Origin of the sequence: Pseudoalteromonas sp. PAST1, assembly GCF_021532515.1 — a bacterium.
In the GTDB taxonomy this organism is placed as follows: domain Bacteria; phylum Pseudomonadota; class Gammaproteobacteria; order Enterobacterales; family Alteromonadaceae; genus Pseudoalteromonas; species Pseudoalteromonas simplex.
In genome coordinates this window covers 48,218-60,628 of record NZ_JAKGBH010000013.1, presented here as the reverse complement: position 1 = coordinate 60,628, position 12,411 = coordinate 48,218, and the positions used below count along the sequence as shown (strand labels likewise).

11 protein-coding genes are annotated in these 12,411 nt (G+C 42.1%); 4 read left to right on the top strand and 7 right to left on the bottom strand.

Going from position 1 to position 12,411, the window contains the following annotated elements:
• Window positions 1-18 precede the first annotated feature (18 nt).
• From L1272_RS08480 to L1272_RS08465, 4 genes are all read left to right on the top strand, one after another.
• On the top strand, window positions 19-255 hold the full coding sequence (locus tag L1272_RS08480; protein WP_054553375.1) for a hypothetical protein: 237 nt from the start codon (window positions 19-21) through the stop codon (window positions 253-255).
• Between the two features lie 69 nt (window positions 256-324).
• A complete protein-coding gene (locus tag L1272_RS08475) occupies window positions 325-1,557 on the top strand; it encodes an exonuclease SbcCD subunit D C-terminal domain-containing protein (RefSeq protein WP_235373203.1) in 1,233 nt (410 codons plus the stop codon).
• Entirely contained in the window at window positions 1,554-5,207 is a 3,654-nt protein-coding gene (locus tag L1272_RS08470) for an SbcC/MukB-like Walker B domain-containing protein (protein ID WP_235373202.1), read from the top strand. The genes L1272_RS08475 and L1272_RS08470 overlap by 4 nt, the downstream gene beginning before the upstream one ends.
• Window positions 5,208-5,216: 9 nt before the next feature.
• Window positions 5,217-5,879: a class I SAM-dependent methyltransferase gene (locus tag L1272_RS08465; RefSeq protein WP_235373201.1), complete on the top strand. Its 663-nt coding sequence runs from the start codon at window positions 5,217-5,219 to the stop codon at window positions 5,877-5,879.
• Between the two features lie 595 nt (window positions 5,880-6,474).
• Here L1272_RS08465 and L1272_RS08460 read toward each other — a convergent pair.
• The 7 genes from L1272_RS08460 to L1272_RS08430 all read right to left on the bottom strand — a co-directional run bounded on the left by L1272_RS08460 (window position 6,475) and on the right by L1272_RS08430 (window position 12,367).
• Window positions 6,475-6,876: a hypothetical protein gene (locus tag L1272_RS08460; protein ID WP_235373200.1), complete on the bottom strand. Its 402-nt coding sequence runs from the start codon at window positions 6,874-6,876 to the stop codon at window positions 6,475-6,477.
• A 512-nt stretch (window positions 6,877-7,388) separates the two neighbouring features.
• A complete protein-coding gene (locus L1272_RS08455) occupies window positions 7,389-7,688 on the bottom strand; it encodes a hypothetical protein (RefSeq protein WP_235373199.1) in 300 nt (99 codons plus the stop codon).
• 429 nt (window positions 7,689-8,117) lie between these two features.
• Window positions 8,118-8,468 carry a hypothetical protein gene (locus tag L1272_RS08450; protein WP_209327804.1) on the bottom strand — a complete coding sequence of 117 codons (351 nt, stop codon included), beginning with the start codon at window positions 8,466-8,468 and terminating at the stop codon, window positions 8,118-8,120.
• A gap of 111 nt (window positions 8,469-8,579) precedes the next feature.
• Complete coding sequence (locus L1272_RS08445; protein ID WP_235373198.1) at window positions 8,580-8,921, bottom strand: hypothetical protein; 342 nt, start codon at window positions 8,919-8,921, stop codon at window positions 8,580-8,582.
• A gap of 112 nt (window positions 8,922-9,033) precedes the next feature.
• Complete coding sequence (locus L1272_RS08440; protein WP_105173343.1) at window positions 9,034-9,378, bottom strand: hypothetical protein; 345 nt, start codon at window positions 9,376-9,378, stop codon at window positions 9,034-9,036.
• Between the two features lie 341 nt (window positions 9,379-9,719).
• Window positions 9,720-11,417, bottom strand: a complete 1,698-nt coding sequence (gene ggt / locus L1272_RS08435) for a gamma-glutamyltransferase (RefSeq protein WP_235373197.1) — start codon at window positions 11,415-11,417, stop codon at window positions 9,720-9,722.
• Between the two features lie 137 nt (window positions 11,418-11,554).
• Complete coding sequence (locus L1272_RS08430; RefSeq protein WP_138599748.1) at window positions 11,555-12,367, bottom strand: substrate-binding periplasmic protein; 813 nt, start codon at window positions 12,365-12,367, stop codon at window positions 11,555-11,557.
• Between the last annotated feature and the right edge of the window lie 44 nt (window positions 12,368-12,411).

The following is a 12,411-nucleotide window of genomic DNA, read 5'->3' as shown; positions in this document are numbered from 1 at the left end:
ATAGAATTCGGTGAGCGTATGGATTTCTATATCCTAAAAAAACAACAAGAACTAATTGCAATTCCAGCGGACGAACAAAATTGTAAACAGTACCTAGATTCAGGGTATTTTTATATCGACAAAGTAGCGGCATGTAATGAAACAAATGCCCTTAAGATTTTACAAGCTAAGCAAACTAAAGCGCTTAAAGTACCTATGATCATGGCATTGTTAGCTTTGCCAATGGTGGTTTTTGCTTGGTATAGCTTAAGTTAACAAACCAGGCTGGGCATCTTGGCTCAGCTTAGGTATATTGACGCTCTTAATAAATAATAAGAGCGTTTAATGAAAGTCCTTCATACATCTGATTGGCATTTAGGCCAACAATTCTACGAGCATTCCCGATTCGATGAGCATCAAGCATTTCTAGCTTGGTTAACCGATACGCTTGTGTCAGAACAGATCGACTTACTACTGGTTGCGGGTGACATTTATCATACGGCAACACCTCCTGCCAGCGCAGAAAACCAACTCTATCAATTTATTAAAACCACTAAGCAGCATTGCCCTGACTTACACATAGTGATTATTGCTGGTAACCATGATTCAGCAAATCGTATTATGGCGGCAAAACCTTTATTGGCTCAGTTTGATACCCATGTTGTTGGCCGCTTTGATAGCAATGCTCCTCATGAAGTAGTACTGCCAATCAGCACAAAAAATGGCGATGCGAATGTTGTTGCTATGCCATTTTTACGCAGTAGTGATTTAAGCAGCTATAACCGCCAACAAGAGCAGCCGCTAACATACAATCAAGGCGTTGCCCTTGCCTACAAAGATGCATTACAAACAGCAAGCGAATTACCAAGCGCGCCATTAATTGCTATGGGCCACCTGCATGCAAAAGGTGGAGACATCTCATCTGATTCTGAACGTAACTTAGTGATTGGTGGTGAAGATGCGATATCGGCAAGCATATTTACTGATCAGCCTGATTATGTTGCACTAGGGCATCTTCATAAGGCTCAAACCGTCGCGAAGAAAGAGACCATTCGCTACAGTGGCACGCCAATGCCGATGTCATTTTCTGAAAGGCGTTACCAACATCAAGTTGTAATAGTCGAGCTTACTGACTCAGGTACTTCTGTAAACCCCCTTTACATTCCTAGCTTCTGTAAAGTCATGTTACTACCAGAAAAAGACTGCGTGCCACTGAACGAACTCTGTGAGCTTATAAAACAGCTCGATTTAACAGATGAAGATTTAGCGCCCTATCTGCGGGTTAAATTGAGCGCCCATGACACTGACACCACTTTCAGAGAACAAATAGAACAAGCCCTTGAAGGTAAGCAGGTTAAGTTTTGTGGCATTGTAAGAGTACGTCAGCAAAGCAACCAGCAAGACGATGAACAAACCCTATTTGAAGATGTCTCGCAAATTGAAGCGCTAAATCCACATTCACTTTTAGAGCAAGCATTTGCAAACAATAAAGATATGGCAGGGCAGGCGGTGCCAAAAGAATTAGAAAGCTTACTAAGCCAAGTGATCGATGAATTGAATGCAGAGGACCTACTATGAAAATTTTAGCGATTCGTGTTCACCAACTAGCCTCTATCTTAGACGCCGAAGTCGACTTTAGCGCTTCGCCTTTAAAAGAAGCAGGGTTGTTTGCCATCACCGGTGATACCGGCGCCGGTAAAAGCACATTACTCGATGCCATTTGCTTAGCACTTTATAACAAAACAGCAAGGTTACGCGGCGATACAGGCAATAAAATTGACTTTAACGGCGACAATATCAAACTCAATGACTCGCGAAACTTATTACGCCGCGGGGCAGGGCAGGGCTATGCCGAAGTCGACTTTATTGGCCAAGATAAACAACAGTACCGAGCAAGGTTAAACTTTAGCCGAGCGCGTAATAAAGCCGATGGCAAGTTACAACCTGCACAACATAGCCTGCACTCATTACCCGATGAAACCCTAATCGCCGATCGAAGCGCGGCAGGTAAAGAAATCGAGCGTATTATCGGTTTGAGCTTTGAGCAGTTCTCACGAGCAGTCCTTCTTGCGCAACATGAATTTGCGGCATTTTTAAAAGCGACCGGAGATGAGCGTGCGCAACTACTTGAATGCTTAACAGGCACCGATAAATTTAGCCGTATTGGTCAGCGAATTTTTGAACGCCATCGTGAGCAGCTGCAAGCATTAGAGCAGTTAAAGTTAAGTTTAAGTAATTATCAGGTTTTAAGCCCTGAACAGGTCGAAACGAAACAAGCAGAACAAAAAGCGCTTGAAGCTAAACTTGCTGAGTTGCAAAAGCAAATAAAACAATTTGAACAGTACCAAGGGTGGTACAAGCAAGCATCTCAGCAGCAACAACAGCTAAACCGGGCAGAGCAAGCAAAGCAAGAGTTACAGCAGCAAATGCACGCGCTTGCTGAAAAAGCCACTGAAGCGAAACAAGCTCAGCAATGCTTAGAAATAAAAGATAACCGTGAACGCGTCACTTCGATTACTGCTCAACATGGGCAACTTATTAAAAACCGTGAGCAGCTTTTAAACGTTGATCATAAAACACTGCTCAAAGACGCTGAGCAAACGCTTGAGAAGCAAACCGCGCAACTAAACCAAGCAAAGCAAGCACAAAAAGACGCACAACCTATTATTAGCCAGGCCCGTGAGTTAGATAAGCAGCTTGCCGTATTAAACCAGCAAGCAGCGGCGCAAAAAGTACAAGCAGAAAAAGCAAAGCACCATCATCAAGAGCTGACTAATACACTAAATAGCCATAAAGCCGAGCAGCAAAAACAGCTAGAGCAACAAGCGCAAATCAATGGCTATTTAGAAACACACGCACAATGGCAACCATTAGCGAAAGACTGGTCATTCTATAAAAGTGAGTTAAGCCGCTTTAGCCAGCAACAGCACACAATTAGCCAATCACAGCAAAACGTAAAAGCTCTTCAACCTAAAATTGATGAGCAGCAAGCAGCTGCGCAGCAGTGTAAAACTCAATACCAAGCCCTTGAGCAAGAAATTAAGCGCCTAAATGAGCAAGATACCGCCTTTAAATCGAGTTTAAATACTCAATCAATGGCCGATATCGACGCTAGGCTTGATGCGATTAAGCACCTGATTGAAAAGCGCCAAGTATGGCAAACTAATCAGCAGCAGTTAAAAAATTGGCAAACCCAGCTAAACACATTAAGCCAAACTGAGCAGCAACTACAAACAGCATTAAAAGATGCGCAGCAAGGGGCAGAGCAAGCACAGCAGCAGGTTTCGTTTTGTGAGCAAAACTTACAGCAAGTGCAGTTAAGAGCCAGTGAAGGGGTCAGCCAGTTACGTGCCACCTTAAAAGCTGGGGAGCCGTGTGCAGTATGTGGCTCAAAAGAGCACCCCTTTATGCATGAAGAAATGGTAAACGAGCAATTTAGTCAACTTATTAACGACTTTACCAACCAACTAACTAACGCCAAACAGCACTTAAAAGCTCAGCAAGCATTACAGCAAGCTAAAAGTAATGAGCTGTCGGCATGCAGCCAACAGATAAGCTCGTTAAGCGGGCAAATCTCGGAACTGAGCGCTCAACAACAGAACCTCAAAGAAACCATGGCGGCTAATCGTACTGAGCTAAATGATTTAACCGAAGATCAGTTAAACGAGCGTCAACAACAGCTCAGCTTGCAAAAACAGCAATACTACAAAACCCTCGAGCAGCAACAGCAGCTGCAAAACACGCTTGCGGCTAAGCAAGCTGAGTATAATAAGCAAGGGCAAGCGCTACATAGCAAAGAGCAGCAGTTAAACGAATTACAGCAACAGCTGAATAATCAGCAAACACGTTTAAACGAGCTCAATGATGAGCATCAGCAGCTTTATACGACACTGAATCAACAGTTCACTAGTGCACCTTGGTGGCAGGCACTCAATACACAAAGCATTTCTTTAGAGGTCATTGCAGAGCATGTTGAAGCTTATCAAGCTTCGCTGCAAACGGCGGATGAGCTTAAAACTAGCTTAAAAGCCATTGAGCAGCACCTTGCACATGTAACGCCGCAGCTAAACGAAGCACATACCTCTTTAACTCAGTGCAACGAGCAACTAAGCCAAACTGAAAACGAATTAACGCAGATAAAATCAAAGCGCGAGGGCTTATTTAGTAACGCGGCGATATCGGTAGATGAGTTTATAGCAGAGCTTGAAAAGGCGATAGATTCAGCGCAGCAGGCACTGCAACTTGCCCAGAAAAACCATAGTAATGCGGTGAAGGCGCGTGACGAACAAGCCATTCAAATCGCCAATATTGACGAGCGTGAAAAAGAGCTCACCGCTGAGCAAGCAGCGCTTAATGATCGCTTTAGTCTGTGGTTTAACGATTTTAAAGCACAGCACCCAAGCTTGGATGAGCAAGCCGTTAGTCAGTTATTAACAATAAGCCCCGCTGAAATCAAACAAACTCTGGAAGATTACCACACCGCCGAGAGTAGCTTAAAAGACGCTGAGGCGCTTTTAAAACAACGACAGCAGGCGCTGGCTCAGCATCAAAATGATAAGCCAAGTCTCGGTGAAGATGAGCTGCAATTACAGCTTAATCAAGTCACAGAGCAACAAGTACAAGCGAATAACGCATTATTGCAAGTTGCGACTGAGCTTAAAACCCATCAACAAAATAGCCAAGCGCTTGAAGACAAACAAAAGCTATTAGTTGAGCAGCAAAAAAGCTATGAGCACTGGCATTTACTCAATAAGGTCTTGGGGGATGCCAGCGGCAAAACCATGCGTAATTTAGCGCAAACGCAAACCTTAAAAATACTGCTGCACTACGCGAATAGTCATTTACAGACTCTAAATAAACGCTACAAATTAACAGCCATAGGGAAAACGCTCGATATCGCTATTATCGATAAAGACATGGCCGATGAGCAGCGCTCTGTTAATACATTATCAGGCGGTGAGTCATTTTTAGTGTCGTTAGCACTGGCGCTAGGGCTTGCCTCGTTGTCGTCGAATAAAGTGCAAATAAACTCTTTGTTTATCGACGAAGGGTTTGGTACGTTGGACAGTGAAACGTTAAGCATCGCGATGGATGCTCTTGATTCACTACAAGCACAAGGCCGCAAAGTAGGGGTTATTTCGCACGTATCAGAAATGACCGAACGCGTTGCCACGCAGGTGCATGTGGCGAAAAAACCAGGTGGTTATTCGACCATCTCAGTTATTTAAAGGATTAGCATGCCAACTTTTAATCACGAAGAAGCAAATCACTACGACGAACGCATTTTGCGCCTAGTTCCAGGTTATGAGCTATTACATCAAGCAACCGCAGCCCAATTAGCAACCACGCTGAGCGATGAAGCGTGCATTTTAGTGATTGGTGCCGGAACAGGTAAAGAAATCATTGAATTAGCGGCGCTAAAACCAAGCTGGCAATTTATTGCTCAAGACATTTCGCAAGACATGCTCGATATTGCCGAGCAACAGTTTGGCCAGCATAACATTAGCGATCGCGTAACAGTACACTGCGGTGATATCAACGACATCGACACTCAATGTGACGCCGCACTGTGTTTACTGGTAATGCACTTTGTTGAAGATAACGGCGATAAAAAAGCGCTATTAAAAGCGATTCACAGCAAACTTAAAAAATCGAGCAACTTATACATTGCCGATTTAATGCGCCCAGAAACCGCTTTTGAGCGCGAATCTCAACTACAGCTGTGTACGCAGTTAGGTTTAACCGAAGTCGGCGTAGAACGCATGCGCCACAACCTAGAGCACGAGTTTTACCCATTAGACCGAATTCGTTTTTCAGAGTTAATGAATGAAACCCGCTTCAGCACCCCAAAACAGTATTTTAAAGTGCTTGGTTTTGCTGGGTATGTGGTTGGGAGTTAGCCACGTTCTAGAGCTGTCAACTCGTAGGTTGGGTAGAGCGCAGCGAAACCCAACAAGTTAGCTAGTTAAGTGAGCTGTCAGCTTTCAGCCGTCAGCTCTCAGATTGAAACCAACAAGTTAGCGAGCTACGAGGGGAAAGAGTAAAGTTACATCGCGTAGGCGTGAAATTTATTTCGCGCGATTTATGTTATTTAACTCATTTAACTTACTGATTTTAGAGCTTAATAGTTTAGCAACTAATAACGCTATAATTTGAAATGGAATGAGAAAAAAGCCGCCTACGAAGTAAGCTTGGATAAAGTGCTCGCTGAATAGTCCTGTCACGATAAAATAGCCCATGAAAACAACATTTAGGAGCAATAGCACGAGAGCTTTTGAATTGGGGAATTTGCCTTTAAACAACAAGGCCATATTTATCACAAATATCAATGGAGTCGTTAAGTAAGTCAATACAAGTATTTCAGTTCCCATTTCCTGTTACCTAACTCTCAACTAAGAAGCAAAAAATAGCTGGCTATAATTGGCGATGAAGAGACACAAGCCAGCGGTTTTGTGTCCTTTTGAGTTACTTGTTAAGTAGCCGATTTCCACTGAGCTACAATGCTTTCATATTTTTTTCGACCAACTCATTATCATCTGGACAAGAAAACAAGACAACTTGAAGCGCATTATAGGATTTTGGAAACGCTGAAAGTTCTTCCATTATACCCAGAGCTTCGGAGTCTGAGACCTCAGTTTTGTTGATGTATGAAAGAGAAGCAGCTTCAACGATGTCCTGCACTGGGCTGGCAAACGATTGCTTCCAATATTTATACATTTCCATATGCTTTGCTTGATCTAGTTTCTCCGAGGCAGGAACTCTGCATATTTCGTGAAGCACTAGAAAAGGCGCGTCTTCACCTATTTCAATTGATTGATCAATAATTTGCTTCCACTCCCATTCTTGATGGTAAGGAAACTTGCAATCAATACTGTAATAAAATTCTTTGTAGATCATTTCAATGCCTTACTTTCCTTAGCTACCAAGCTCCAGTAGGGACTACTTTTAAGCTTGGCTAAACATATGTTACTGTCCCAACGAACCTGCAAGCGGCTTAAGTGGTTTGTTATATGACAATGCCTAAAGCTGCCTAGTTAAATAAAAAACTAGAAGTATTTCTAAGCCCATAAACACGACACTCATAATAATGTCAAAAACCTTCCATACTGCGCCACGCTTTGAATACTCAATGAGAACTCTTTGCTGATACGACGACGATAGAAAATATAGCCAGCCACGGTAGACCCACTTAAAACTGCTCCCAATTTCAGAAATAAACTCTAGCAATCAGCAACTCCTAATACATAAACAGCATAAGTAAAATTGGGAAACTATTCTTCCTGACATATAACGCCGTGCTAAACCACACAAAATACTTAGCTAAAATCAGCGAAGAAGGAGCGCAAGCCAAGCGTTTTTCATCCTTTAGAGCTCGCTGGGTAAGCGAAGCGGTGTTTTGATGGCGCTTGTTAGGCTTGTGGCCGAAAATAAAATTCATAGTGAGTAACCTCTGATGGATCTTCATTGATAGTTTCAATAGCTTCCATAGACGTTATTTGTCTTTCCCTACTGAATGATGCGTTGAATTCCATATGTGGTTGTCTAGTACCATCTGGGAAAACTGTAAAGGCGTCATACCCCAAGAAGTAAAAACCTTTTTCGTATAACAACTCAATCACTCTTAAAGCCTGTTCACGAGCGATTAGTACACCTGATCCGATGATGATATAAGGTAAACCCCAATCTTCATATAACTCAGAACTTTTCATTTGATACCAACCCCCCAATAAGCGGCAAGTTACGAGCGTAAGCCAAGTTTAAGACCCCCGTTTAAACGGCTTGTTATATGGCTACTTACTCTTTCTCTTTATTAAATAAACGATATATCGATAACTGAAAAGCAGAGCAAATACTATTAAACCAAATTTAAATGGAAACCACTCCAAGCCTGTTTCTGCAAGACCGACTAAAATACATAGCCTATAAAGAGGCTCCCAAACGATACAAACTAGAGAATAAGCAAAAGCATCTGGCGCAAGTAAAATAACAAATTTGAGTTTCTCTTTTAGTAAATTAAACATCAACTCTCAATATACATACAGCCCTGTTACTTGCTTATTTTAGTTAACTAAAATAAGCAAGTAACGAGCAAAAGCAAACTATTATTAATCTCTCTTGAATAGCTTATAACATGCAAATCACCTCAACAGTTCGAGTACTTCTTCACCGTTAAAGTCAACACTTAGTTGATTACAACCTTCAGATATTATTTGAACATCGACAAATGAATCTTGAGCTGCACTATACATTTTTGCATCCCAATTTGCTGAAGTTAAACCAGACTTAAGGCCTTTTAAAACTACTAACCCGACTGCTTTAGCATTGTTATCATGAGAATGAACAGAGATTTCGCCTTTGCTTAAGTCGACTAGCAATTTTGCTGGCTTAGTTGAATGTTTCCAAATACCAGAGATATCGCAGTCAGCTTGAACCTCTGTGGAATAAATTGAGGTTACTAAAAGAGAACTTAAAACTAAGAATCTGAGCATGAATATCCTTTGCATGTAATACCCGATTTGCGGGTGAAAATATGGGCTAAAATTAGTGACAAACGAGCGCAAGCCAAACGTTCGTACCTATTTCAAGCTTCTTGTTAGGCGCTACTTTGAAAACAGACCTTTTAATAACTTACCATCAGCTAGATCTATTGTGCATGTATAGCCTGCAAAATTATTTACGACAACCTGATTACCGTTTAGATCTATACTTGTAAAGTTAACATAAGCATCTGAACTCTGAGTTGTGGGGTTTTCTGCTACCCATAAAACAGAGCCATCTAGATTTATACATTGGAAATTTCGTGCTACGGAATTTTGGGAAAACTCCATGTAGTCGAAAATAACTAAAATACTCTGGTCTAATTCCTTGGCTTCCAAAATTGAGTATGGCAATTCAACAACATTTCCATTTATCTCGATTCTATTTCTATTAACCTGAATCATAGAGTATGTCTACTCCCCCATAAAAGGAGAAGGTGCTGCGCAATAATTGCGAGGCAGCGCCGTGTTTTTGTCCGAGTGGCCGAAGGTAACGAATTCATACGTTTGTTATAAGTTACTTAATCCTGATCAGATTTCCATCATCAAACCCGACAGTAACAACAGGAACATGATTAAGAATGTTATCAGCGTTGTCAGCAATAATTTCAGAAATAGACTTTGAAACTAAATCTAATAAAGTTTCCCAACCAAGTTCGCTTGTACCGGGTAGCTCAAGATACCTATATTCTGGTACATAATCTTCACTACATGCCCAATCATCATCTTCTGGATCGTATTCAAAAGAACCGATCAAATATGCTTGATAAACACTTCCAGCTTGAAACAATCCTATGTTTATTGCCTTAACCTCGGGACGATCACTTATCTGCTTAATCCATGCTTCAATTTCAGACTTCACTGCGATTCCTATGTGACTTTAATAGCGCGCGCGCGTCGCAAATCTTTCTTCCGATATCACGCTCACATATTTAATAAACTTATTTTTAACAAATAACGTAATGCATTGCTAACTATAAATTTTTTATCGGTACTAAAGATATTCAGAAAAACGGCTTAACGCTGATTTTGATCTTATTTGCAGGGTAGGTGGTTGGGAGTTAGCGAACCATGAACCATCGCGTGAAATAAATTTCACGCCTACGCGATGTGAAATCGCTACTACATCAAAGCTCGCTAACTTTACTCTTGAAACTCGCTTGCTTGTTGGGTTTCGCTCCGCTCTACCCAACCTACAATAGCCTAATACCCCGCGGCCTGGCCGTCTTTACGGGTTTCAGATGCGCCGTAATAAACGCCGGTTTTTGGGTCTTTCAATATTGCTTGATAACCACCGTATGGGCCAACCGCGTCTTGTAAGGTGTGGCCTTTTTTCATTAACTCACGGCGGGTTTCCATCGAAAAACCTGACTCTAAGCTAACAAAACCACCGTCTTCCATGATCTCGCCGGTTGGCTGCGATGAACCTGTGTGCAGAATACGTGGTGCATCACCGGCTTCTTGTAGGTTCATGCCAAAATCAATCATGTTGATAAGTATTTGAGCATGCATTTGTGGCTGTGTTGCGCCGCCCATTACGCCATAACTCATATATGGCTTGCCATCTTTGGTGACAAACGCAGGAATGATTGTATGAAATGGTCGTTTGCCTGGCTCATATTGGTTCATGTGGCCTTTTTTAAGGGCGAACATTTCGCCACGGTTTTGCAATACAAAGCCTAATTTTGCAGGTGTCATACCTGAGCCCATGCCACGGTAATTACTTTGAATAAGCGAAACCATGTTGCCGTCTTTGTCGGCGGTCGTCATATAAATGGTATCGCCTTCTACTGGGCCTGCGTGGTCACGTTTTGCAGCTTTATTAGGGTCTATCAGTTTGCGTCTTTGGTCAGCATATTGCTGCGAAATAAGTGTTTGTACGGGAATGGTGTTAAATGCTGGATCGGCGTAATACTTTGCACGATCTGCAAACGCGAGTTTTTTCGCTTCAACAAAGGTGTGTACGTATTCAGGGCTATCAAAGCCCATAGCTTTGATATCGTAACCTTCAAGAATATTCAGAATTTGCTGTGCGGCAATTCCTTGGCCATTTGGTGGCAATTCCCAAAGCGTATACCCTCTATAATCGGCGCTCACAGGCTTGACCCATTCACTATGGTGGGCAGCTAAATCGTCATACGATAAGTAGCCGCCGTTTTCTTTCATGTAGCGACCAATTTCTTTAGCAATATCGCCTTTGTAAAAAGCATCGCGGCCGCCTTTGGCAATTTTACGATAGGTGTTTGCAAGGGCAGGGTTCTTAAAGATCTCTCCTTTTTCTGGCATTGCCCCATCAGGCATATATACATCTTTAAAGCCTGGGTATTTACCACGCGCAGCCACACTTTTTTGCATGTAATAGGCAATCAGTTCAGACACAGGGAAGCCATTTTCAGCGTAGTCGATAGCAGGCTGCAGTAAGGCTTTCATTGGTGTTTTGCCAAACTTTTTATGTAACTCAAACCAACCATCTACAGCACCAGGTACCGAGACAGGCAATGGCCCATAAGCAGGAATGTAGTCACCTTGTGCTTTTAAAGTTTCAAAAGACAAGCTTTGTGGTGAACGACCAGAGGCATTTAAACCGTAAAGTTGCTTGCTTTTGTTATCCCAAATAATGGCAAATAAATCGCCACCAATTCCACATCCTGTTGGTTCAACTAGGCCTAGCACTGCATTTGCCGCAATAGCCGCATCAATAGCATTACCGCCGTCTTTTAAAACTTGTAAGCCTACTTGCGTAGCTAACGGCTGTGATGTAGCAACCATCCCTGATTGTGCGATGACTTCAGAACGACTAGCAAAGTTATGGCCTGTGATACGATCGTAAGCTTGAGCAGCACCTACTGTGCCTAAGCATACTGCTAGCACTAAGCTTTTGAAGAGTGGAGTTGGTTTCATAATTTTTTGCCCTTTTTATTTGTCACTATAAAAAGCAATTTAAGATCAGGCAATGGCTTTGCGTTCGAGCGCGAAAAATCGCGATTGACTTCAAAAATAAGAAAAATAGCGGCTAACTTACCTAAAATCACTCCAATTTAATAAATGGCAGAGCCATTTAAGCACTGCTCTGATACTTTGGATGCTTCGCCGTGAGAGTGCCTATCCTCTTCGACAAACTGATCAACAAAAGGGTCAATCAGGTTTTCTTGCTTCATGGTATCGAGGGCGTGTTGCAGCTTAGTAACTACCTCCGGCGATGTGTTTTTGTTAAGTGCTAAATAATTACCCACTAAAGCAGGGTGCTTTAACTCAAATACAGGTGTGACTTGGTCTGGGCTCATACCTACATTCATCAATTGTGTTGATAGAGTGAGAGAGGAGCCAATCAGTAAATCATGCTTGCCTTGCTTAAACATTTTAAGTTCTTCGAACTTTTTTGAGTAAGTTAAAAATTGCTGGCCTTCAGTAAGGTTAAAATCAGCAAGAACGGTTTGATATACATCACCACGAGATACGCCAATGGTGTAGTTTTGCAACGACTGTGTACTCGTTACTTTAATGTCGTTTCGATCATTTAAGCGATAGAAACATGAATGCCCAGATACCAAAGGGCCAACCCAGTAAAATTGAGTTTCTCGCTTTGCGGTACGTGAAGTAGAGTAAATTCCTGCATTCGGTTGGGCAAGGGTTAGTGACATTGCGCGCTTCCAAGGCAATACACTAAACGTACAGCTCAACTTGGCTCTTTCGCACAAAGATTCCATGATTTTGGTGTTAATACCAGTGAGCTGATTGTGCTCCACAAAATTATAGGGTGGGAACACTTCAGTATATAAAGTCAATTGTTCAGCACTCGCCATAACAGAGCTAGCTGTAAACAAACTCACTATTGGTAAATGCTTAAACATCGGTTTAGCTCCATTTTTCACACTTTAACAATTCGATCAGAGTT